Raw genomic sequence first — 23,568 nt, forward strand, 5'->3', positions numbered from 1 at the left:
GAGGTGAGGCCGCGGGATGCAATGCACAGGAAAGGGTTCGATTAGCCCCCGCCATCGATCGCGCTCCTCGTCCCTCAGTCTGCAACCAACCGCGCCGAGTGGAAGTATCGACCCACCCCGCGCTCGCGTTGTCTGCCGATGACGTAACGCCCCGGCGCTATTCCGGTCGCCCCGTGTTCGGGGTGTATCAGGTACGCCGTGACTTCCGTGTCGAGGATGCCCAGTGCGAGGCCGCTCGGGTCGAACACCGGAGTGGACCACTTGCAGCGGCCTGCCTCGCAGACCAGGCTGTGGGGATTGCCGCCGGCGGCGCTGCGGAGCAGTTCGACGCCCGTCAGGGGCACGTCATCCGTCCTGGTGTCCTGCATTGCGGCAACGTGTTTCACGATCGAATGGGGGATGACGATCAGGTCGCCTTGAGCTTGTAGCCCGTCGACGACAGGTATGGATACTTGTCGGTCGAGGTAGTCGAAGACCTCGAGGCCGGTGAGGGCAGTGAGAGTGGACAGGGTCATGGTCGTGTTCATCGACGTCACCTTGGGTCGAAGGGTGGTGGTCACGTGCGGCGCACGAGACGGGAGTAGTCGTCGCCGGTGATGCCGTAGGTCCATCCGGCGGCGTCCAACGCGGAGGACACGATGTTCGGGACGGGCAACCCGTACCGTCGCCGCCGGCCGTCGCGTTCGGCAGATCCGTTGACCACGAGAAGGATTCGACCTTCACCCACCCAACTGTCCGGCGTGGCGTACAGCGACAGCGCGGCGCCGGCATTTCCGGGGTCGTCAGTTCGGTCGAGGAGTTCGAGGCCAGCCTCGTCGATGTAGGTGTCCCATCCGATCCGCTCGATCGCGCACCGGCGGATCTCGATGTTTCGCTCGCGCGCAATGCGTTCGACGGTCGGTTCGTGGACGACCCAGTCGGGAACGACGGTCCCGTGGTCGACGTAAGCTGTTTGGCCGTCGACGAATTGAATGGCGGGCTTGTTATGTCCGTGTAGTCGACGTTCGTTGTGTACGCCCCCGGGAAGAGGTTCGGTGTGCAGAATCCGGGGTCGCTCCGACATGACGCAGATGTGGTCGAAGGCCCACCACCATCCGGTCGCACCCGCCAGGGCTTTCTGGGTGTCGAGGATGGCGTGGTCCGCGCCGCGGAAGACAGAGATGCCGAGGGTGCGATGGATGTCGTAGAACGCGACCCGGTGAGCTTCCTGCTGCCCGTACCACGCCACGCTTCCCGTCGGGTGCCGAACGAGTGACCGGACGGCGGCCGCCACTCCGTCGAACACGCTGGTGAGCAGGGAATCCCACACTGCTGCTCGCAGTATCGCGTCAGGTCTTATTCCCTGTCGGGCGGACTCTCCGAGTGCCTGTGTGCGTGCTGTCCAGAGCGGGCGGTCGTCGGAGGGCCAGCGTTGCGCTGACCTGCCTGTACGGCGGTCCATCCGTGCGCGCGATCGTGAGATCACGGAGGCGATCCGGGCGGCAGCGCCGTCGGTGAGGGAATTGTATGCCGACAGTTGTTCGGAAGCAATCAATTCGGCACCCGCCGGGGGTGAGGGGACCCACACGAACTCGGGTTCGCGGAACCCTGCGTGTCGATAGAGTTCCGAGACGGCGGCCTCTGCGGTCGGTCGATCGGACGGCAGGGTGGACAGGCCGTGCGCGAGCCAGGTGTCGCGCATTGCGGGCACGGATGCCATGTGCTCGAGGTAGGAAGATGCGGTTCTTGTCCCAACCGCGGAGGGAAGTGCTGCGGCGCTCACGCGAGGGTGGCGGTATCCGCCTTTCCGGTTGTCATGTGTTCGAGAATGACACGTCGCGAACTACAGCGCAAGCATTGGTTCCGATACCCCTCGAGCGTGCCCGATGATCCGGACGTCGAGCCGCCCAAATGGAACTGAGGACTCCGCCGGACGAGCGCCCGCAGGCGTAGACATCCCGCCGGGGGTTAAGGTCGGACCATGATTTTCGACTCGCAGAAAGGCGCATGAGCGCCCACAATCGTCATTTCATCCCCGGATCGCTTGCCGCGCACGAGAACACTCTGTGGGTGTGCGAACGGACAAGGCCGCTGCTGGTGTGCGTCACCGACGTCGGAACCTCGATCCGCATCCCTATCCCCGGCCACATCCGTGGTTTCGAACCGGTCGGCTACAAGGTCCGCACTCTGTACGCCGACGAGTCGGGGTGTTGGGTCCGCAGTCAGGACGGTCGGGTGCATGTCGCCCCGGATGGCACCGTCACACCCCTCGCGGAGCGCGATGTCGTCCCGGATCCGGTAGAGACCACGCGCTGGTCGATCAGCCGTCCGCGAGAAATGAACCGGTACACGTTCGTGCGAAACGGTCGGGTGCAGTGGGCGGAGGCGCCGGTGTTCCCGAAGGACCACGTCGAACTTCCCGCTGCGCGGCAACTGTTCGTGACCACCACGCGCGAATTCCTCGCCTCGGCACCGGGCGCGCTCGACGCATTCGGCGAGATCGAATTACAGCCGGCGAGCACCGACGAACTGTTCGGAACGTGTGTGCTGATCCCCGTCGACCCCGCCGACAGCATCGGCGACCCGATCGTGTGGGCGCTGAAGGAGCGCGACCGGATTCGGCGGGAGAACGCATCTCCCAACCTCGTTGACGTAGTGCTCGAGGGCAGTTTCCCGTTCACCACACTGATCTTCATGTTCAAGACCGCCGAGTTGCCGGGACGGGTGCTGGCGCGGAAATTCTCGTTGTTCGATCGGGACGGCGGGCCCGGTCTGTGGCGCGGCGCGCCATCGATGATGTTCACCGTCGAGCTGCACATCATGGAATCAGGGGGTGCCGAGAGAATCGAGAGGCGCGACCCCGCCAGGGACGGGATCACGTGGGTGTGAACGATCGCGGCTCCGTCGACCAGTGGAGTTTCCTGGCAGGGTGGGCGGCATGACCACGCGAGTCACGCACGACCACGGCACACCCCTCACCGCTGGATGGGAGGTTCTCGACGAGATGGACCACCGTCGTGCGTGGGCGCTGTTCGACGAGAAGTTTCGTTTCGAACCAAGAGCGGCAAAGGATTCCGCGCTGTCGATCGTCGAGCCGGTTCCGTCTCTGACGTTCGATTTCCGGCCGACGCCGGCCGGGAACGAATCGGCGTGGATCGCGCGCAACGATGCGGTCAACGCAGAAGCGCTGCGGTGCTTCGTGACCGAGTTCGCGGACAACCCTGTGTTCATCGTTCTGGATTGGCAGCACCAGAGTCACTCGTTCGATGCGGGGTCTCATGCCGCAGCCGGGCCTGCCGCAGAATGGCGGAAGCCGGTGTATCCGTGGGGTGATTACTGCGTTTTCGCTCGAGATGACTTCTCGGAGGGGACCTTCTCCCAGCCGTGGCACAACACGCTGTGCGTTTTCGGTGATCGGATGGTCTCGACGCTGGGCCGAACGTTGAGCACCTGGCTTCCCGTGCTGCGTACCGACGGGCAATGCTGACACGTCCGGGTAGCGTTGAGCTCCAATGTCATTCGGATGGCGCAGTTCTGGGCAGCGCAGCTCTCAGCCCTTCGCGCGTGTCCTATTTCGTATGCACTGTCTGCATTCGGTCCCTCGGCGGGCCCGGTTGTAAGTGTTTTCCGGTGTCATGAGGTGGCCGTGCAGGCACACACGTGGGTTGCGTTCAGCTTCGTACCGACAGGTCAGGCAGCGCCTCTTGGTTGTGGGCCCGGTCGGATCGATCACGAAGTCGTGCCCGTGAACAGGCGTGTGGCGCGCGTTGAGTTGGCAAGCGAGACAGTTCCGTTGACCTCGACGGGTCACCACCGTATTGGCCAAAGTGAGTTCGTGACCGTGTACGCAGTGCGTTCTTTCAGTGCGCGCCGCAAGGCAGGTCAGGCATCGGCGCTTACGCGGGTTCGGGGAGTTGGGGTCGGCCAGGAACGGGTGCCCCTGTTTGTCGATGTGGTCACGATCAGCGGCGCACTGTCGGCAGTAGCGTTTGCCATCCACCCCAACGCGTTTGTTCTCCACCGAGTATTCGTGCCCGCGAGGGCACTGGTCTACTCGTGACTCGCGCACCAGTCTGCAGGTGAGGCAGCGTCGGCGGACCTCGCTCGGGTTGGTCGGATCGTCTACGAACTCGTGTCCGTGGACTCGGACGTGGTATCGATCGGTGTTGCACTGCCTGCATCGTCGGTGACCCTCGAGACCGTACGACGTGTTTGCCTCGTCGTACTTGTGGCCACGAGGGCAAGCCACCACGCGTTCAGCGGCGCGCGCGAGGTTCACGGCGATGGTGACCGCTTCGAGGTGAGTGACGTTGCAGCACAGCCGTACTCCGCAGAGGTGATCAATGGTCCAACCTTCTGCAGATCCCGCGCCGTGGTGGAGTTCGTAGGCCAGTCTGTGAGTCTGGATCGACCGACCGTGGCGCTTCCGGCCCGGTGTCGCGACGTAAGTGCAGCCGTACCCCTGCGTCAGGGTCGGTCCGGTCCAGATCAGACAGTCCTCGACGAGACTGAACCGGACGCGCCCGTAATCCGATACCGCCTGTGGTGTGACGCCTTCACGCAAGATCTGCGCCGGTGGTCTCACCACTGACTGCACCCCATGGCCGGGTAGGTAGTAGAGGCCGGTGAACGTGACGGAGACCGGGATCAACGAGCCGCATCCGCAGCCGCATTTGGTCACCAGTGGGTCGCCGTACTTTCGAGCGCGGTGGTAGTGGACTTGGCACATACGCCTGGTGACGGCGCCGCGTCCGCAGCCAGTGACGCAGCAGAGCCCGATGTTCACGCGGGGACGGCCGATCAGTGGCCCACTGTCCGATATTCGTTGCGGGACCGACCGAGGCGCTATCGGGTTTGCCCCAGGGGCCGGAACTGTCGCCACATATGACCTCGGCGTGGAAGCGGTGTGCTTGCGTGCGTTGCACGTCCAGTGCGCCGTCTTGCAGTTCTCGAAGGTATGCGGGCCGCCCTTCGACAGCGGGACGACGTGATCGACGACCGGCGCAAGCGGGTCGTAGGCACCGCCCAGCACCCGCGTCCCCCGTAGCTTCTTCGGGACCACCCGGTTGCAGATGTGGCAGCGCCACCGGTCCCGTTCGAACACCTCTCGCGCGATGACCAACTCGGCAGGGACACCGAACGAGACGGCTCTGTTGTATGCGTCGCGAGCGCGGATCAGCTCCTTCTTCCGTTGCGCCGCATGCTCGGTGCATCGCTGGCGGCGGGGGCCGCGCCCCGACGGGCGTGCGTCGATCTCCTTCGAGCAATCCAGACACCGCGCGAACTCTCGCTCTACCGTCACTGCGCGACTCCCTTCTGGACTGTGTTCGGCACGATCGGCGTGGTTTGCGGAACTTATCTCAACCGACCTACCGATAGCAGGCAACGGTGCGCCGAGGTCCGTCGACCGGATATGTGCCTGAACGGAGCAATCTCGGATTGCCGTCATTCAGACGAATGATTACCGATCAGTAGTTTGGCCAAGAGGCGTGTGGGATCTACCGTCCACCTGTGCGCGCCTGTCCGGTTCGCTACGGAAAGGCGAAGCGTGTCGGCACCATCAGATCATTCGTCGGAGGTCAGCGGTCCTCCGGACCCGATCAACACCTACGCGGTGATCTCCCTTGTCGCAGCACTTCTCGGGCTTTTCCCCGTCGCGATAGTGTTCGGCATTCTCGCGTTCTGGCGGCCAGCCGGACGAGGACTAGCTATCGCCGGCGTGGCCATCGGCGTACTCGAACTCGCCGCGGTGCTCGCGGTGCTCTTTGGTATCGGCAATGCTTTCACCGACGATGCTGACGGTGATGCCTTCTCTTCGTACGGTCTGACCCTGCCCTCCAGCACGTTTCTGGTGCCGACCACAGTTCCCACAACTACCGAGCAGGTGACGACACCGCCCTTCGTCGCACCGACTACGACCGTCGCTGCCCCCGAACCTGCCCGCGAGACAGTCACACTCGGTGACTACTGCTCGTCACGAGGGGCGTCGGCGTCGACCGAAGACGGTTCCACGGCTTACTGCTCGAGGCTTGCCGGGACAGATGCCTACCTCTGGTCGCTCACCGACGGTGTCGCACCCAATCCCGAACTGCAGCAGACTCAGAACGAGTCGACCGGATCCGTCGCCGCACCCGGCGACCCGTGTTACGACGACTCAGCGACCGCGACGGACGCAAGTGGCCGCGCCGTCTACTGCAACCCCACGGTCAACGGCCGCAACGCCGGCAACCTACTTTGGCAACTCACTCCATAGCAACGCCCCGGCTTCCAGCAGCGGTTGAACCATCTCGGGAACCGCGGTGATTCCGAGGCCCGGCAGCACAAAGTTCAATGACTGGAGGCGGGCCGCGTTCATGTCGTCCGCTGTCCACTACCAGTCGAATTTATCGCCCTCCCACACCGGGGTTGGCAAGCACCGGTAGCGAATTGGCACGCGCCACCGCAGCCGCCCGCACTGCCTTCAGCGTGGGGTAGAACGGATTACGTTTGTTGCCCAGTCTACGCAATCGGACAGCCCACATGGATCCGTTACTCGCGGTCAGTGTGACAGCAAGATTTTCTGATTGTCTGCATTTGCTCGGCTGTGTATCGCCAGCTGCCCGCGACTGCTGCGCGGGAATCAGTTGAGTCAGCGCCATCAACAATGGCCGGCCACCGGGTTTATGAGCTGGGCGGCTAGCCGGCGGCTGGAATGTCACAACGACGAATTTAACGTCAAGTTGTACGCGGGCGGCGGACGCAGGCCGCTCGACGACACAATGGGATCGTGACGAACGAGCAAGCCGGGCTGCCGGCGACACTGTGGTCGACTCCGGATGGGTCGTGGCCCCTTCCCCCGGTTGAGAGTCGGCCGGCATTGTTGCCGGTTGGGGAGCTGACACCGGAGAACGCGGAACGCTTGTTCGCGCGTCTGTTGGAGACGGAAGCGCGTATCGAGCACGCCACCCTTTATGGTCTTCCGGGGCAGGCGCAAGCGGGGATCGATGTGTACGCAAGGACGACGCCGTCTCTGGACGCGACGGTCTCCGTAGGGAAAGGTTTCGTCGCTCTGCAATCGCGACGGGTAAAGAGCCTCACCCCCGCGTCGATAACGTCGGCGGTTGCAGATTTTGTCGGCGGCGAGTGGGCGGAGCGGTGCTCTCGGTTTTACTACGCCACGAGTTCATCTCTTCGCAACACGAATCTGGATGCCGCCGTGCGATCCGCGCGCGAGACACTCCAAGAAGTAGGAATCGAATTCGAACCGTGGGGAGCGGAAGAGCTCGCTGGTCGGCTCCGTGATCAACCGAGACTTGTCGACGATTTCTTCGGCAGAGAATGGGCAACGAAATTCTGCGGACCGGAACGGGTTTCGGATCTTGCCCGGCGCATAACACCCGAGCAGGCGCGGACCGCCCGTGTCGCACTCGGGGCTCTTTACCGCGCAGCGTTCAGGGCGCAGGGTGCGTCACCGACGGTCGTTGGCACACACAGGCATGGTCTGCGATATCTCGTCCTCGACACGGAACCGGTGTCCGAAAACGCACCGGTACCGGCAACCTCCGCCGAACCGGATCAGACAGATCCGCCCGTTCCGATGCAAGTGCTTGACGAATACGCAGGAACACCCCGGATCATGCGGCGCCGCAGTCGTCAACCGATGCTCAGAGGCTCCACAAGGGCCACGGATGCGGAGGGGTCACGTACCCCCGTCGATGAATGGGCCGAATCTGGTCGTCTACGGTTGCTCATCGGTGCGCCGGGATCGGGCAAGTCCAGCTTCCTTATGTTCGCAGCCGCGGACATTCTCGCTGCTGAACCACAATCCGCCCCATTGCAGCGCGCCCACGGTGGTGACCTTCCGTTGTGGTTACCTTTTGGGTTTCTGTGCCGTCACCTCGACGGGTCCACGACGAACTCGGTCCTGTCGGCCATCGAGGCTTGGGTGACCCAGCAGGGTGGCTCCTCGGATTGGCACCTCGCTCAGCCGGCTCTCGACGACGAACGGGCGATCCTGCTCGTCGATGGCATCGACGAGTGGACTGATCCCGCATCCGCAGAACACGCGCTCGGGCTCATCGAATCGTTCGTCTCCCAAAGAAGTATTGGGGCGATCCTCACCGCACGTCCCTACGCGCTGGACCGATTGAACTGGGTGGAATCGTGGGACAAAGCTGCGCTCGCGCCGTTGACCCGCCCGCAGCAGATCGCGCTGGTTACTCGAGTGTTGTCCGAGTCCGATACGACCGGTGTCGAGGTGCCGTCCAACCCGCACGCGGAATCGTTCTTGACCGAGCTGGGGCAGGTTTCTGCGCTGAGTTCGCTACTGGCCACTCCATTGTTTCTCGGTTTGCTTGCGAAGTCGTGGCGCGGGGAATCGTTGCCGCCGCAGCGGTTCCGCCTCTTCTCCGCGCTCGTTCGGCTCCTGGTCGACAAACACCCGCAGATGCGTCGCCGCGCTTCCTCCGCGGCGGGATCCGATTTTTCGACCGTCGAAATGCTCACGGTGCTTCGTGGTGTTGCGTACCAGTCCCGAATCGACGGCGGATCGGCCATCCGGACCCGGCAGGAGATGACGCACCGGTTCCGGCACGAGTTACGCCGCGAGGACGGTCTCGCTTACCCGCCGGCTGACGCTGCTCGGGTGGCGACGGCAGTCCTGTCTCAAGCAGAGGACGAGTACGGACTACTCGTTCCACAAGGTGCTGGCATGGTCGGGTTCTTGCACCGGGTGCTGCTCGATCAGCTCGCCGGTGAGCATCTGGCCACGCTGACACCAGACGAGCAGCAGTGCACGCTGACCGTGCGGGCCGGTGACCCCACCTGGCGGGATGTGCTGATTGCGGCGCTTGCAACGCAGGTCAACGCGCACGTCAATACTTCGTTGCTGACTCATCTCAGTGGGCATCCCGATGTGGACCCGGACGACAGATACGAGTTAATTGCCGAGGCCATCGCCGCCGACGTTGCGATTACAACGAACAAGCAGTCGCAGTGGGTTTCGGAGATCGTCGACCGCGTCGACGGCCATTCGGACACCGTGCATAGGGCCAGGCTCATCGAGTCGCTGGTGTCGATGACGAAGCAAGCTTCACTCCGATCGCGGTTGCTCACGACGTTCACGCGGTGGCTCAACGCTGCGCATCCTGAACCGACTTCACCGCTGTGGATGCTCAGGGACTCTGCAGTCGCGGAGGCGGGGGTTCTTCCCGCGCTGCTGTGGGGATTGCGACACGAGGAAGAAGCGGTGCAATTGAACGCAGCTCACGCTCTCGCGGTCCGTTACGCCGGCGACGGCGCTGTCGGTGCCCGCATCGAAGCGAACATCTACGAAGGCGCGAACGCCATCGACCAGGCATTTGCGCTGCTGTCCCTGGGAACAGGGTGGCCCGACTGGCCGCAACTTCCGACACTTCTCGCCTGGGCGAGAGTGCAGAGGACTCCGGAACTGCGGGTATGCGCCGTGCATCTGTTGCACCAAGTTGCTGGAGGCGGGTTCGACTATCTCACCGATGAGGAGAAGCAGTGGTTCGGTGGATTGCTACGACACGACAGGATCCGGCCGCGAGACCATTGGAGAGACCTCGCAATGCCGTTCGTACAGCACGCGGTGTCCGAGCAGCCGACTGCGGCGCATCGTGTGCTCGAGATCCTCTCGGACAACGAGAGGACGGGCGGCGACCAGTCGATGGCTTGGCTACTGGCCTGCACCACGTTCAGCGAGGATGCCGCGATCAGGAACTGGGTGATCGACGAGCTGAAGCACCCCGACCGTGACAGGCTCCGTTGGTTCAACCTAACGATGATCCCCGAGTCATGGCGCGCCGACCCTGAATTCGTACGCAGTATCGCGCGGACCTTACGAGATGACTCCGTGAAGATCCCGTTCAACGAGGGTCTCGTCGCTCTTGCTGAACTCTCGGCTGATGATGAGGCGCTGGACGCGCTTCTTCCCGCTTTGGACTCGTGGCGGCCCGGGTACGTGGCGGCGGCGCTACTGCGACGGTTTAGGGACCGTCCAGACGTGCGTGCGGTCTTCGAGGAGCGCTTGTACGGGTCCGTCGAGACGGCGGCGCCGCTGGCGCAGTTCGCACTGGAGGTGCTGGGGAACGCTGAAGGTTTCAGGGTGCTTGTGGAGCTGCTGAGATCCTCGGCTGTTGACGACCGAGAGAAGCGGGTCGTGGTGGCGACGGCTGTGGCCGATGCCTGGGTGCGGTTCGTGAACGCACCCGATGAACCCGAATCTGCCGCGATCATGAAGGGCTACGATCCGGACGAACTCGCAACGCGCTGCGTTGCTGTCGGGACCGACTACTTGCTTTGGCACGTCGGCTCGGTCATCGGCGCTTGGCCGTCACACCCGGCAGTCGTTGCCTTTGCACTGGCTGCCCTTCGGCACCCCCGCTACATCAGCAGTGGCGTGCAGGACCCGACACCCCCGGCCATAGTGCGGGCGTACGGTGCTCGCGTCGACGCGACGGCCACTACAATGATGAATGCCGTCCTTGACCAACTCGCCTATCTGCCACCGCATCTGCGCGAGGTGCTCGTCGACGCATTGACACGCTCCGACCTCACTCCTGCAGCCCTACGCGATTTACTCGGCGACTGGAGTGAGGACCCAGATGTCTGGGTGCAGCGCACCGCACTGACCGGCATTATTCGTCGCATCGAACGGTATCGGATCTCACCGAACGCAGTGCAAACCCCCGAAGAAGTCAACGACTGGGTGCGGTTACAGGTTCGATCCGAGCTGTCGGGTTACGGTCCGATTCACGACAACCGCAGGCAGACAGGGTGGGTCGGGATGTTGATGCTCGCCGACTTCGGGCTGCACGACGATCTTCGGGAGACCATTGGGGAACCCACCCGACCGGGAGTGCGCCTTCAACACTGGGCTGGAGGCGTCGATCGGGAACTCGTCGACTTGATCAACACCAAGTGGGACGAGCTGTTCGCCCACTTCGGTGACGACTTGTTCGTTCTGCTGTCCGCCACCAACGTTAGGGACGTACCCAAGAATCCGCGCGCGAGGGTGTTGGGCTATCTCAGCACCAGCTCGTCACCGCACCCCGCCGTCGATGAACTCATACGTGAAGAGGCGGAGGCCAACTCCCAGTTCCGCAGCAGCGCTGAGTACTTAATCTGGGCGCATCGCAGAGGGCGCCGTGATCTCGACCTGTTTGTCGCCTGCATGGCGAGCGTGGGCTCCTTGACCTCGAACCAACGAGAGACGGACGGTCTCTACGACCTGCTGGTCGACTTGAATTCTTGGCAGTTTTCTGCCGACGCGCTTCGTCAAGTGTTCGTGCAACAGCCTGGGTTTGAAACCAAACCGGTGTTGCGAGCGCTGTTCTGCGAACTCTTCCCGACAGATGAACGCAGTCGGACGATGTTCGCCGAGTTGGAGGAGTGGTTCCGCGTGGGTGATTCTCGACAGCGTCGTGAATGGGTCGACACACTCGCCATCGCGGTCCGGTTGGCACCGGCGAGTGTCCTACCTGTGATAGTTGAGCGTGCGCTTCAGATTTTGTTCTGGGATACCGCAGACGTGTTCCCACTGGTGACAGGCCCGCTGTTGCGTCGCCTCCGCTCGGATCCTGATGCGGTCTCCGCTTTCCGATCCGCTATCGAAAACCCGGCGTCCGCGGACACCAGCACTGTAATTTGGGCCGGCCCGGTCGGCCACGAGCGGGCCCAGGACGCCACAGCGAGTACGCAACGCGCCTACCTGGCGGCTTCCGTGCTCAGACACACTGGACTACTCAATGAGAACACAGCAGCGACAGCACGAGACGCACTTGCTGCCAACCCAGACGTGGTGGTCAGCGAGCCGTTCACCGGAGTTGAGCGCAGCGCGCACAGTGCGTTGGCCAACCTGATAAGACCTCAGTCACGCCGAGACTGGGGTTTGTAGCAGGCCGATGCGTTGCGAAACAATGGCTTACGATTTTTACCCACGATAGAAGGGTATTTGTATGGGCACGGGAGAATTCGTTGTGGAAGCCTCGAGCAATGGTTACTGGCCTGTCGAGCGCAATATATGTGACCAACACTTCCGCGACCCGGAGTTGGTGACGGCTCTGCGCGACAACCTCACCGAAGAGTCCTGCGACTTTTGCGACCGCACCGGAACACCAGGTACGCCGTTCGCCGCTCATATGGATGCGATTATGCCCACCCTTATGGTTGGTATTAGGGCGCTGTACGAACCGGCATCCGAGTCTGGCATCGACTACATGGACACCGAGATAACTTCGAAGTACACAGATTATGACGTGGTCTACGACGTCGTCGACGCCGAGGACGAAGTGCTAAACGCCGTGGCTCACAATCTGACCTGCGACGATTGGCTGCAATCTAACTGGCAACGCCCTCGTCCAGATCAGGAAATGTTTTACGGGTGGGAGGCGTTCAAATCAATAATCAAACACTCCCTTCGGTTCCTTTTCGCAGGACACCCTGTAGACGTCGATGACCAACCATCGGGGGCCCGGTTTCTGCACGACCTGATCGAAATGATCGGTCAAATCGATGGTTGGTCATATCGTGTCCGTCGCCGTTGTATCGCGGCAGAATGTACGCTTCAGAGCCGGATCTCGCGAAGGAGGGCAGTGCGCAGCGACTAGGTTCGCCTCCCAGTGATCTTGCGGCAGCCAATCGAATGAGTCCGGCAGGAATCAGCATGTTCTACGGCGCGACCGACGTTGACACCGCCATCGCGGAGATCGGAGCGCACAGCTCATACACTCACGCAGTCGTCGGTGAGTTCACACCGGTCAGAGAGCTTCGCTTGCTCAATCTGGCCGGTCTGAACAAACTCCCGAAGCCAAGTCTGTTCGACCAGGGGCAACACAAGGCGTTCTTCGCGACGAAATTTCTTCGAGAGTTTGTCGCAGACCTTACCAAGCCGATCGAACTGGACGGCCGAGAGCACATTGACTACGTCCCGACTCAAGTCTTCACCGAGTATCTGAAGACGGCACACCCAGGTCGGCTCGACGGGCTGATGTTCCCGAGCGCCCAGAACGACAGCGGAAGCAATGTCGTCATCTTCTGCGGACCTGAGCACTGTGCTAGCAATGGGTCCGAGGGGAAATATTCACGTCTTTCTCTCGATCCGGCGACGGTTGTCAAATACCGCGTGACAACAGTCATTAGGCGAAGTGGGAAGTAGTAGATCGAGACGCCAGTCGGCTCGTACCCCGTGAAGTGTCTTTAGAGTCCTGCGGTCGTTCCGTATCGCTGCAGTACGGCGTCAAGAGCACGAGTCATGCTGGTGGCAAGCATGATCGCGATCGTGGCATTGACCTTGTTCAGCTGGTCTGTGCTCGCACCGTGGACGGTTACGTGTCGGGCCAGGGTTGTGGGAGCCAAACCGGTATCAGAGGGGTCCCAGTGCGCCAGAAACGGCACCGCTGCGGCCATCGGCATATAGAACCGCAGTAGCGGCCATAAGGCTGCTTCCTCGGAGTCTTCTATAGCTAGGCTTTCGCGCATCTGTTTATATCGCCCAGGTACGTGAGACTTCAGATAGCTGTCGCAGACCACCACTGCTAGCGCCTGCGCGGACTCGAAGTGGCCATCCTCGAACGCCTCAACAGCTCTCATTACTAACTGAGCCCGGTCAGCAACCGTGCTGTGCATGGGGTCCGTCAATGCGTCGTGGCAGTCGGCACCGATGTCAGCGTAGCGGGCGTCAATTATTGTCAGTCGGGCTTCTTCACCGTCCGCTTCGAGCAGGGACAGGACGATCTCGGCACGAGGGACGTAGAAGAGAGGGATCCCTTCGTCCTCGGCGATCGTCTTCATCTTCAGCAGGTCGATGGTGATTTCGTCGGACCAATTCGGTGGGCGAGCGTCTTTGACCATCGCGCTGGCCATCTGCGCGATTTTGGTGAGGCCAGGAATGGTAGGAGCGAGAACTGCTGAGATGCTCTCCCGAATGTGCTCGAACTGCTTGGCAAGCACGTTTTCGTATTGCTTCACGAACTGCTCGATCTGAGGATGCAGTTTCTCGTATTGCTCTAGTGCATGCTGAATTTCGTTATTATACGAAGCTTGTTGATTTACCAACTGCTCGATTTGGGGACGCCCTCTTTTGTGCTGCCCAAGTGCACGTTGGATTTCGTTGTCATTCATAGGCGGAGTGTAGGACACCGAAATCGCGCGGCAGGGCCGTTCTAGAGCTTTGGGTGGCGGTCGTCCTTACATTGCCCCCCGGCCAGAGACATTCTCAAGACAGCGTCAGCGTCGATCGCTACGGCGGATGTCGCCCGTTGGACTACGGTGACCGACGACCACCGCCACCTTCAGAGGGTCGACCCGATCTGCCGTTACCGACGCTCTGCGTCGATCGCACCTCATCGCCTCTGTTTTAGGTTTTGCCAGCTGACTGTAGAGAGAGCGCATCGGGCCCAGGTAAACCCCCGGCAGGTTGTGTTTGGAGGCTATTGACGGTTCTTGTGGGGGCTTACGCGGTCGGTGCGAGAAGTTTGGGTCTGTCCCCACTTCGGTTGTCTCGGTGGGTTGAGTGGATCATGCCGCGTCTGCCGCCCGATTGATCGAATCAAAGTCGATCGGGGTGAGCTTCCGGAGGCGCTGTTGCCGGCGCGTGTGGTGGCAGGTCGTCGATCCAGGTGACGAACTGCCCCCAGTTCCCTTGCGACTGGTGTGCGGTATCGAACGACTATCGGTGCAGCGCTATCTCGGAGAAATCAGAGCTCGCGGAGGGTGACTACGGCCATACCAGGCAGGTCATGCCCGAGCGTGGCCGTTGCCGACTTCCATACCCAGCTCTCGCATCCGTTCCGTCAACGTAGTCGACTGCGCCAGGGCGTTCTCGTACACGAACTCGAGCGCAGCGATCTGCTCCTGGGATTCGTTGTCTGTGAGCGCCTTCTGGAGCAGCATCCTGGCGCTACGCATCGACGTGACGGCCCGCAGCCACTCCCGCATCAGTGCGATTCGGTCGAGCTCGGGATCGAATTCCTGACGAGCCACCATCTGAACCGCGTTATCGGAGTCGTCCGACCATCCATCCGACTCCATAAGTAGGCCCACTTCGCCTCCGAACCAGCGAACGGCGTCGTGAGCCTCCTGCTCGACACCGGGAAGAACGTCGAACCGTCCTCGGGGCAGATCGGGGAAGAGCAGCTGCGCCGGCGCGACACGTAACGCTGCGGCGAGTATCAGAAGGTCCGAAACGTCGAGGCCACGTCGACGACCTGTCTCGAGGTCGGAAATGACCGCACGCGAAATCGGGTGCCCCAATTCAGTAGTTCGGTCGGACAGTGCCTGCGCGGACAACGTCGGCCGCGACGAGGTCCGCAACCGACGCACCTCGGCGCCGACGCGATCGACGGCTCCTTGAGACCAATCTTGCGTCATAGACACGAACTTTACCGCAAATCGACGTGCTCTTGCAGCAATCGCACGAGCGCCGCTAGGCTGTGGTGAATCCGCACGAACTGTGACAATCGAGCAGCCTTGCTGCGGTGAATCAACGCATCGAACGGAGGAACCATGGGCCGAAGTTTGCTCTCGATCAACGAGGCAATGTCGCGCACCGGTCTGGGCCGAACGAGCCTGTTCAACAGGATCGCAACGGGCGAGATCAAGAGCGTCAAGGTGGGCAAGCGGCGACTGATCCCAGACACAGCCATCGACGAGTTCATCGAACGACTCGAGGCGCAATACGCAGGTGGCTCCGACGTCGCATGACGTCCGAACGAGTCCCTGAACAAAACACGAACGCGCCCCCGGTGTTTCCCAGTGTTACCAGCACTGAGACCGAGGGCGCGGAAACCGCCACCGTTCAGGAAGGAGGCTCCGTCCTCTCAGGGTAGAGGACCACTCGATAAGCGGCAAGACAATTCGGACGCGACACGGACAGCGCAACTCTGCGGTACAACCTGACCGCGGTGGCGTACACCGCTGCGTCCGAACAACATCGGACACACGAACTCGCGCCGATGTTGCCGTCTCGCAAATCATCTCGTGCAGCCAAGTTGCTGCCGTCGTTCTCTGGCAGAGCCCGACACAAACCAGCCTGCCGCCGTTGACTGTGCACCCTTTAGCAATCCGCCGAGACCGGCCTCGAGGCACCGCCGCATCGACTGATCATCGACGCGGTGGCGATACCGATACCCCGCGCGTCCAACTGGACGCGGGGCTATCGGGCGTGGAGCGGACAACGTGGGTGCGGACATTGGGGTCATCCCCTGGGGGGTCCGGGTAGAGCGGCACGAAGTCCATCGCACTAGAAGGTGAGCGACCAATGAAACCCCACTCGTTTCCAACAGAGCTAAGTAACCGCATCCTGTTCCACCGCAGAACTTCCCATCATCGACACCACAAGCAACTACTGATCCTCGCTACCTATCGCAGGTCGACCAGATCCCCTTCCGCATTCGACCCGGGGCTTCGTCCACTCTTGTCTGAAAATACCAGTATCGACCGCGTGACACCCGAAACGGCGAGCGCAGCAACACCTCCGTCGAATCCAGACGCTCGTTGTGCCAGTGACAACGGTGCCACCCGCGACGCCACCAATGTCAGCCTTGCTGTCGATACCCGCATCGGTTCCGCCGCCGGTATTGCCAGTAACAACCTCGATGCCAGTCATGGTGGCGATGCCGGTACCACCATCAATGCCCGCCCCCGACAGCATTACCACCCCCGCCAGCGCCACCGGCAATACCGGCGCATCGCAGTGGGGCGGGAAACGCTATGACGACGCCCGTGATTGTGATGTGCAACCAGAAGGGTGGCGTCGGCAAGACCACCACGACGTTCCACCTCCTCGATGCCGTCCGTCGTCAGCGCCACGACATCCGTGTTCTGGCAGTGGACCTCGACCCGCAAGGCAACCTGAGCACAATCCTGTCCAGAGGTACTCGAGACTCCGCCGATGCGTGCCTGGCGGACGCGCTGTCGGATCGCTCGTCCTGCTCCCTGATCGATGTTGTGAACGAGACCATTTGGCCCAACGTGCACCTGGCTCCGACCAGTCCGGATACCGAAGCTCTGGCCTACGTCAGAGACGAACTTGTGCTGGCCGGCGCAGGGAGAGAGCGCAGACTCCGGGATGCACTCGACCCGCTGCTGCCGGCCTACGACCTCGTCTTGATGGACTGCCCTCCGAGTCTCGATCTGCTGACGATCAACGCTCTCGTGGCCGCACGGTCCGCTGTTGTGGTCAGTCAATCGGCATTGTTCTCCGCCAATGGACTTGTGCGGCTGCGCCGAACCATCGACGCCGTCAAGCGGAGTTACAACCCTGAACTGCATCTACGCGGCGCGATCATCAACCTGCACGAACGCAACACCATCGCCGGGCGGGAACAGTTGGCCGAGATTGCCTCCACCATCGAGCTGGTGGGTGACCCGATCCCGAAGCGCGTCGTTCTCAAGGACGCGTCCGAAGCGCAAACGAGCCTCCTCGACTGGGGCACCACAGATGCGCGCAATCTCGCCGCGCTGTACCGCAACACCGCAGCACTCCTGATGGGAGACCCGAACAATGCAACGTCCTGAACGCATCCGCAGCACGCTCTACAACGCGAGCCCCCTCGACCCACCAGCAGCTGCAGCCGAACCGGTGGTACCCAAGACAACACCAGTACCGACAAAGGTCAAGCGCACCTTCTACTTCCACACGGATACGAGTGAACGCCTTCTCAACGCGGCAGGGGCGTTGGCCGCAACAGCCGGCGCCCCCCGCGGACCCTCGGACCTCGTTGCGGTAGCAGTCGAGCGTTACGTGGACTACCTGGAGCAGACGTTCAATTCAGGTGCACCGTTCCCGCAACGCACGGGACCACTGCAACCCGGACCGAGGCTGCAATGACCACGTCATACGGCGCATGTCCGTTCGTCGACGAAAGGGCCCACTCCGCCCGGCGCGTCACTGCGCCTTCGCCATTCGGCAGGTCCACACCGGGCCGCGTCGAGTGCAGCCCAGACACCAGAGGATTCTGATGATCACCTGGACACTCACGACGGCTTCCGGCACCAATCCAGCCGACTGCGTTGCAGACGTTGCGTTGGACCGCAACGCCGCAGTCGCGACCGCCGCCGAAGTATTGCGACACGCAATCATGGATGCTGCCCGTCCGATGAACTTGGAATCCGAAGCGCCGGCCTTCGCGATAACGATGGACGGGGATGTCGTTGCTTCTGTGCACATGACCCGGAACCAACTGGGCGGACTGGACGTCGACGGAGCTCTCGATCGTGTCGAACAGTTCGAGCGGCATCGCTCCGGCCACGAAATGGCGGACCCCGAAATGGGTCCCGGCATGGGGGAGGTGGACCGTGGCGACTTCGCATGAGAGCTCGATACATCCCACGGCGTTTCTTGCAACTGTGGCCGTGTCTGGCGGCCTGACGCTCGCAATCGGTGCGGCCAGCTTCGTGCTCAGTTTCACCGTGCTTCGGGACCTTGCCCGGATGGCCGGCATCTCGAACAGCTACGCGTGGCTGTTGCCGTTCATCATCGACGGCACCATCATGCAGGCCACGCTGTCCGTCATCACAATGTCGTACCGGTCTGACGAAGCGAGTCGCAGAGGTCGTCGGTTCTTCTGGATCATGCTTTGTGTTGCAGCCGCAGTCAGCATCAGTGGCAACGCATTTCATGCCTTCGAAACGCGAACTTCGACTTTGTCGCCGACCATGGCTGCCAGCATCGCCACCATTGCACCCATCTTCCTGCTGGCGATGACACACGGCATTGCTGTTCTCATCAGGTCGACGCGAGAATCGGCAGCCGCGGTCGATCCGGTCAGCCCCGCAAACTCGCGTTCCCACCAGTCGACAGCTCCCGTCGCCCCGGAGGAGCCAGCCGTGTTGCAGGATGACGTATCGAGCGACGTGCTGGACACGGTCCGACTACGACACGAGCATCCCGAATGGTCGTGGAACCGTATCGGCGAACAGCTGGGTGTCGCAGCCTCGACCGCGTTGCGCCGTTACCGGCGCTGGGAGGAAAGTGTCGAAACGTCGGCGGCGGCTGACGACGAAGAGACCTTGACCGTCCATGTCTGACTTCGGTGGCCCAACCGCGTTGATGTCAGTGGGCGGCGTTGTACGCATTCTCGATCGCGGCGGGAATGCGTCCGCGATCGTTGATGTCGTATCCCGAGTCCGCCGCCCACTGCCGGATTGCGCGCGTCTGCTCAGGATCCCGCTTCACGGCCGGTACCGACTTCTGCTTGATCTCGCGTGCTTTCGGTACCACACCCGTTGGGCGTCGCCGTCCACCGATGCGTTCCGCGTGTGCGAATTAGTGATCGAACGTGCGCCGCAACGCCTTGGCATTCTTCGCCTTGAGGTCGATGGTGTAGTCCACCCCAGACACGGAAAAGTTGATCGTTTCGCCCGAACCAGCGGTGATCACCGACCCGTCCACGTCGTCGGTCAGCTCGACTATTTCACGCTTGGCCACGTTGTGACCTCCCTCGAATATGTCGGCGCGGGAAAACGCCGAATTGGATCTGTTTGTTGAACCGAGCCAGAATAACCATCTCTCACGAACCGAAATACCATTCGTAGGCAATGATCAAACTGGTCGTCGCCCGAGCCGGCCCAGGATTTGCTGCACCTCATCCAAATCGTCGAGTAACTGCGACGCTGCTGAATCAGCGCGCACCCTTCCCCATATATCCGCAGCGGGGTGGCTGGGCAGTTCGTCGTAGCAACCTGCGTGAAGGGCAGCAACGAAATCAGCCGGCCACGGGGGACCGTTCGGAATCGGCGGAGGAGAATCGTCCACGTTGTCGGTCACTCGGCCCCACCCCCGCTCACAAGGCTGTAGAGCGAGATCTGTGCCACGCAGCGCGGAGGCACGAGCCGTGTGGCCCTACGCGCCGGTGTGGACCGGGCGGGCGCAGGCCACGCGTCATTCGAGTGGGACAGCATCCGGTCATTGTGGACGCCGTCGCTCTTCGCACCGTCGTCGGCGTACCTCAAACCGGGCCAGCTTCCTACCCGGAATGGATTTTTGTTCATACGCAGGACCCGGTCACCCTCCGGGCGCCCACCGAATCGACCTCCGCTCCGCTGCGGCCTGACAAAGCATCTATCTCTTTCCTTAACGTCGTTGCCGGGCATCGCGGGACCTCGGAAGTAGGTTCGAAGATGCCTGGGGATACTGGGTATGGCTTCTTTCTTTTCGCTGATCGGATGGCCGGAAGGGAATGGCCGCCCAGTGTCCTCGACGACTCGACCGCTCATTGAGAGATGCGACGCGATCGCTGTTTAAGGACACGACGGGGCAGTCGTCCGCCAGGTGCATATGTCGGAAACCGAACGGGGGAGTGAAGAAGTGGACTCTTTGTGGGTGGGCGTCGATGCGGGCAAACAGCATCACCACGCTGTAGCAATCGATGCGGACGGGACCAGAAAGCTGTCACGCCGAGTTGCGAACGACGAGGCCAGCCTGGTGGAGCTGGTCGACACCGTCGGACGCATCGCGGCAGCGGGACGCGTCACGTGGGCAGTCGATCTGAACTCGGGAGGCGCTGCCTTGCTCCTGGCAGTGCTGCTCGATCGTGGTGAGCAGGTGTTCTACATTCCCGGCAGGGTCGTGCACCACGCCGCGGGCGCCTATCGGGGCGACGGGAAAACGGACGCGAAGGATGCCGCGATAATCGCCGACCAAGCTCGGATGCGGCGTGATCTGCAGCCGATCCGGGTGAACGACGAGATCAGCAGCGAACTGGCCATCCTGACCTCGCGGCGCACCGACCTCATGCGGGACCGCACGCGGACGATCAACCGGCTACGCGCACTGCTGAGTTCGTACTTTCCTGCGCTCGAACGCACCCTCGACATCAGCAACGTCAAGGGTGCCATCATCTTGCTGACCGCGTACCAGACGCCAGACGGTCTCCGGCGGATGGGACCGGCGCGGCTGGAGGCGTGGCTGCGAAAGAACAAGGCGTACAACGCATCAGGCCTGGCGCAGTTGGCGATCGACGCTGCCCGGTCCCAGCATGTACGGGTGGCCGGCCAGGACGCCGCGGGGGCGACGGTCGCGAAGTGGGCACACCACATCAGATACCTCGACCGGGAGATGGCCGAGGTGGACCGAGACATCGAGACGCGGTTCCGGCGCCACCGCAAGGCTGCGGTCATCGAGTCGATGCCAGGGTTCGGGACGCTGCTCGGAGCCGAGCTGCTCGCTGCGACAGGCGGCGACGTCTCGGTGTTCGGCACTGCAGACCGGTTCGCCGCCGTGGCCGGGCTCGCGCCGGTCCCACGCGACTCGGGCCGGGTCAGCGGCAACCTGCACCGCCCGCGCCGATACGACCGGCGACTGCTGCGGACGGCGTATCTCTCGGCGCAGCTGAGCATCCGATCGTGCGCCGAGTCTCGGGTCTACTACGACCGCAAACGGGCAGAGGGCAAGCGGCACACCCAAGCGGTGCTGGCGCTGGCCCGACGCAGGTCTAACGTGCTGTGGGCGATGCTGCGCGACGACGCCCTGTATCGACCGGGACCGGAGCCAAGCCAACCGCCTCCCGCTCGCGCCGCGGCCTGACTGCACCGTCTGGCGCGCAGATTTCAGGTGAGCAGGAAGGGGTCGAGGACCACACCAGACCGTCGAGCCTCTCCGCCCGCGTGGAGAGATCCTTAGCTGTTCTTGTCGGGGTTGGTCGGGGCAGGTAGCGGATTCGCTCTTTGTCGTTCGATCCATCGTGTGACCTCGTGTGCCTCTGACCGTTCTGCGGCTGCGAGGGGTGTCAGTCCGTCGTATCCGATCCAGTCGATGTCGGCACCGTGACGAAGAAGGAGCTCGGCGGTGGCGATCTGACCTCCGTGACATGCGCCCCAGAAACTGCTGGTGATGTCCTCCTCGGTGGGACTGCCGGTATCGAGTTGGCGTTCGACCTCGGATTCGAGTCCGAGCGAGGCTGCCTCGAACAGATTGGTCGATGCTCCGCGTTCTACGAGTCGGTGGGCTGCGTCCCATTGTCCGAATGCGGTCGCATCGGCCAGTGGCGTTCCTCCGGCGATGACCGCGCCGGTGGCGTCGATGTGGGCGCCTGCGTCGAGTAGTGCGTCGATGGCGGGGACGTCGTTGCTGCTTGCTGCCCAGTGCAACGGTGTCTCGTGATGATGATCGCCGAGGCTGGGGGCGTTGGGATCTGCGCCGGCCGAGACGAGGGTTGTGATGGATTGCGCGACATGAGGGAAGTGGCCTGGCCAGTCGGTGGCCACATGCAGCAAGGTGCGCCCCTCGTGTCGAGGCAAACGAACAGTGGCGAGTTCGGGTGCCGCCGCAAGCAGCAGGCCGAGCGTGTCGACGTCGCCCACTCTGATCGCGGCGACGGCGGACTCGTGTGTCGGGTTGTCGAGCAGTGCGTCGAGGATCCATCGGTCTGCGGGGACACCGCTGGGGCCGCCGTTCGATGTCGGATACAGCCGGCACTGCAACCCGTATCGATCCGATCCGTCGGAGGAGGCCGACGGTGACGGTGTGTCGGTGTCCGGCGCGACGTCGCGTCCGTTGACCCGCACGGTGGGTGAGCCGAGAAAACGGGTGGCGTGGGCCTGCTCGACGGTCTGGATCTCGTTCAGTGACACGGTGGCGGTGATGTGGTTCTGCTCGAGCAGGTCGTACAGATGCGGCAGCAACTGTTCGTGGTGTGGGCAGCCCTGGACATAGAGCACTTCGATGGTCGGTGGCCCGTCCAGAATGCAGATCTCCGCGATCAGGCCGTCGCGCAACGTCATTCGGACTGTCATCTCGGGCGGGTAGTCGTCGGGATCGGGTGCCGAAACCTGGACCCGGGCGGTGAAGACGTTCCCGCGGTGGGTGTCGGCGGGTTCCACGCCGTTCAGTCGAAGGGTGATCCCGCTTTCGAGCAGGCCGGCGTAATGGTCACCCACTTGATCGCGATCGGTGCATTCGTTGCCCGTGCCACGTTGCTCTCCGCCCCACCTCACGTCCTCTGTCAGTAGCGCGGTGAATGCGTCACGGGTGCGGGCAGCGAGTGCGGTTTCCAGGTCGTCGTGCCAGGAGTGTCGCGATGACTCGGTCATGTTCGATGTCCTGACGCAGCGGGTGCCGCCCGTGCAATACGGGGGTTCCCTCGTTCGGCCGTGTGAATACCTGTACCTGTGTTCCACCGACGAATGTAGCCCGCCCCTGCTCCGCAGCTGCTGTATTGAGCCACGGGACCCGTCCCACCTGTCGAGGCCCGTGCGAGAACGCCGTGCCGGACCGGGGCACCGACCGGGTGCGAACAGGTGCGTCACAGCATTGACAGATACCCCCTGGGGGTACTAGAACTGGTATACCCCCAGGGGGTATACCGACGAAAGGATTTTCCGTGTTCACCACCGAATACCGCATCACCGGAATGACGTGCAGCCACTGCGCGTCGTCCATCAGCACCGAGGTCCACGCACTACCCGGTGTCGACGGAGTCGATGTGTCCGCGGAATCGGGGGTCCTTCTCGTCCGCAGCAGCAGTGAACTCGACGACGCCCGCGTGATCGACGCAGTGCACCAGGCAGGGTACGGCGCCGAACGCAGCTGAGCGAGCCTGCGCGCACCGCACGTACTCGTCCACGCCGCCGGCGCAGTAGGAACCACGA

General features: G+C 62.6%; 21 protein-coding genes and 1 pseudogene. 14 read left to right on the plus strand and 8 right to left on the minus strand.

The annotated features are described in order from the left end of the window. Window positions 1-74 precede the first annotated feature (74 nt). Window positions 75-527, minus strand: coding sequence for a DUF8820 family protein (locus IEW02_RS23385; RefSeq protein WP_188547513.1), 453 nt, complete (start codon window positions 525-527; stop codon window positions 75-77). Window positions 528-556: 29 nt separating this feature from the next. Continuing rightward, on the minus strand, window positions 557-1,762 hold the full coding sequence (locus tag IEW02_RS23390) for a DUF6745 domain-containing protein (RefSeq protein ID WP_188547515.1): 1,206 nt from the start codon (window positions 1,760-1,762) through the stop codon (window positions 557-559). Between the two features lie 224 nt (window positions 1,763-1,986). Between IEW02_RS23390 and IEW02_RS23395 the strand changes: the two genes are divergently transcribed. Together IEW02_RS23395 and IEW02_RS23400 are read left to right on the plus strand one after the other, a co-directional pair. Further along, complete coding sequence (locus IEW02_RS23395) at window positions 1,987-2,868, plus strand: hypothetical protein (RefSeq protein WP_188547517.1); 882 nt, start codon at window positions 1,987-1,989, stop codon at window positions 2,866-2,868. Window positions 2,869-2,917: 49 nt separating this feature from the next. Continuing rightward, window positions 2,918-3,466, plus strand: a complete 549-nt coding sequence (locus IEW02_RS23400) for a DUF2716 domain-containing protein (RefSeq protein WP_188547519.1) — start codon at window positions 2,918-2,920, stop codon at window positions 3,464-3,466. Between the two features lie 63 nt (window positions 3,467-3,529). On the opposite strand, the gene IEW02_RS23405 is transcribed toward IEW02_RS23400, so the two are convergent. After that, on the minus strand, window positions 3,530-5,428 hold the full coding sequence (locus tag IEW02_RS23405) for an HNH endonuclease (RefSeq protein ID WP_229746265.1): 1,899 nt from the start codon (window positions 5,426-5,428) through the stop codon (window positions 3,530-3,532). A gap of 99 nt (window positions 5,429-5,527) precedes the next feature. On the opposite strand from IEW02_RS23405, the gene IEW02_RS23410 reads away from it, so the two are divergent. The 4 genes from IEW02_RS23410 (at window position 5,528) to IEW02_RS23425 (ending at window position 13,135) form a co-directional block, all read left to right on the plus strand. Continuing rightward, the gene (locus IEW02_RS23410; protein WP_188547522.1) at window positions 5,528-6,232 is read left to right on the plus strand and encodes a DUF4190 domain-containing protein; all 705 of its coding nucleotides are present in this window, start codon (window positions 5,528-5,530) and stop codon (window positions 6,230-6,232) included. A gap of 1,671 nt (window positions 6,233-7,903) precedes the next feature. After that, a complete protein-coding gene (locus IEW02_RS23415; protein WP_188547524.1) occupies window positions 7,904-11,875 on the plus strand; it encodes an NACHT domain-containing protein in 3,972 nt (1,323 codons plus the stop codon). A gap of 61 nt (window positions 11,876-11,936) precedes the next feature. Further along, window positions 11,937-12,587, plus strand: a complete 651-nt coding sequence (locus IEW02_RS23420; RefSeq protein WP_188547526.1) for a HEPN-associated N-terminal domain-containing protein — start codon at window positions 11,937-11,939, stop codon at window positions 12,585-12,587. Next, complete coding sequence (locus tag IEW02_RS23425) at window positions 12,536-13,135, plus strand: RES family NAD+ phosphorylase (RefSeq protein WP_268236781.1); 600 nt, start codon at window positions 12,536-12,538, stop codon at window positions 13,133-13,135. The genes IEW02_RS23420 and IEW02_RS23425 overlap by 52 nt, the downstream gene beginning before the upstream one ends. Window positions 13,136-13,176: 41 nt before the next feature. Here the strand turns inward: IEW02_RS23425 and IEW02_RS23430 are convergent, their stop codons facing one another. Continuing rightward, the gene (locus IEW02_RS23430; protein WP_188547530.1) at window positions 13,177-14,100 is read right to left on the minus strand and encodes a hypothetical protein; all 924 of its coding nucleotides are present in this window, start codon (window positions 14,098-14,100) and stop codon (window positions 13,177-13,179) included. Window positions 14,101-14,715: 615 nt separating this feature from the next. Next, window positions 14,716-15,348: a helix-turn-helix domain-containing protein gene (locus IEW02_RS23435; protein ID WP_188547539.1), complete on the minus strand. Its 633-nt coding sequence runs from the start codon at window positions 15,346-15,348 to the stop codon at window positions 14,716-14,718. Window positions 15,349-15,483: 135 nt separating this feature from the next. Between IEW02_RS23435 and IEW02_RS23440 the strand changes: the two genes are divergently transcribed. The 6 genes from IEW02_RS23440 (at window position 15,484) to IEW02_RS23465 (ending at window position 19,008) form a co-directional block, all read left to right on the plus strand. Beyond that, window positions 15,484-15,681 (plus strand): helix-turn-helix domain-containing protein, encoded by a 198-nt coding sequence (locus IEW02_RS23440; RefSeq protein WP_188547540.1) that lies wholly within the window; start codon window positions 15,484-15,486, stop codon window positions 15,679-15,681. A gap of 739 nt (window positions 15,682-16,420) precedes the next feature. After that, window positions 16,421-16,693 carry a hypothetical protein gene (locus tag IEW02_RS23445; protein WP_188547542.1) on the plus strand — a complete coding sequence of 91 codons (273 nt, stop codon included), beginning with the start codon at window positions 16,421-16,423 and terminating at the stop codon, window positions 16,691-16,693. Next, entirely contained in the window at window positions 16,690-17,496 is an 807-nt protein-coding gene (locus IEW02_RS23450; protein WP_188547544.1) for a ParA family protein, read from the plus strand. Before IEW02_RS23445 ends, IEW02_RS23450 begins: the two co-directional genes overlap by 4 nt. Next, on the plus strand, window positions 17,483-17,809 hold the full coding sequence (locus IEW02_RS23455; protein WP_188547546.1) for a hypothetical protein: 327 nt from the start codon (window positions 17,483-17,485) through the stop codon (window positions 17,807-17,809). The genes IEW02_RS23450 and IEW02_RS23455 overlap by 14 nt, the downstream gene beginning before the upstream one ends. A gap of 130 nt (window positions 17,810-17,939) precedes the next feature. After that, a complete protein-coding gene (locus IEW02_RS23460; RefSeq protein ID WP_188547548.1) occupies window positions 17,940-18,293 on the plus strand; it encodes a hypothetical protein in 354 nt (117 codons plus the stop codon). After that, a complete protein-coding gene (locus IEW02_RS23465) occupies window positions 18,277-19,008 on the plus strand; it encodes a DUF2637 domain-containing protein (RefSeq protein ID WP_188547550.1) in 732 nt (243 codons plus the stop codon). The genes IEW02_RS23460 and IEW02_RS23465 overlap by 17 nt, the downstream gene beginning before the upstream one ends. A gap of 25 nt (window positions 19,009-19,033) precedes the next feature. Here the strand turns inward: IEW02_RS23465 and IEW02_RS23470 are convergent. Together IEW02_RS23470 and IEW02_RS25555 are read right to left on the minus strand one after the other, a co-directional pair. Further along, a pseudogene (locus tag IEW02_RS23470) lies at window positions 19,034-19,408 on the minus strand (histone-like nucleoid-structuring protein Lsr2). Window positions 19,409-19,522: 114 nt separating this feature from the next. Beyond that, window positions 19,523-19,747 carry an RsmA family anti-sigma factor gene (locus IEW02_RS25555; RefSeq protein WP_503633836.1) on the minus strand — a complete coding sequence of 75 codons (225 nt, stop codon included), beginning with the start codon at window positions 19,745-19,747 and terminating at the stop codon, window positions 19,523-19,525. A gap of 540 nt (window positions 19,748-20,287) precedes the next feature. On the opposite strand from IEW02_RS25555, the gene IEW02_RS23475 reads away from it, so the two are divergent. Further along, a complete protein-coding gene (locus tag IEW02_RS23475; protein WP_229746267.1) occupies window positions 20,288-21,505 on the plus strand; it encodes an IS110 family RNA-guided transposase in 1,218 nt (405 codons plus the stop codon). 92 nt (window positions 21,506-21,597) lie between these two features. Here IEW02_RS23475 and IEW02_RS23480 read toward each other — a convergent pair whose 3' ends face one another. Beyond that, window positions 21,598-23,010, minus strand: a complete 1,413-nt coding sequence (locus IEW02_RS23480) for a DF family (seleno)protein (protein WP_188547554.1) — start codon at window positions 23,008-23,010, stop codon at window positions 21,598-21,600. Between the two features lie 290 nt (window positions 23,011-23,300). On the opposite strand from IEW02_RS23480, the gene IEW02_RS23485 reads away from it, so the two are divergent. Further along, a complete protein-coding gene (locus IEW02_RS23485; protein ID WP_229746268.1) occupies window positions 23,301-23,510 on the plus strand; it encodes a heavy-metal-associated domain-containing protein in 210 nt (69 codons plus the stop codon). Window positions 23,511-23,568: the final 58 nt, after the last annotated feature.

The sequence above is a fragment of the Rhodococcoides trifolii genome (assembly GCF_014635345.1).
GTDB classification, from domain to species: Bacteria; Actinomycetota; Actinomycetes; order Mycobacteriales; family Mycobacteriaceae; genus Rhodococcoides; species Rhodococcoides trifolii.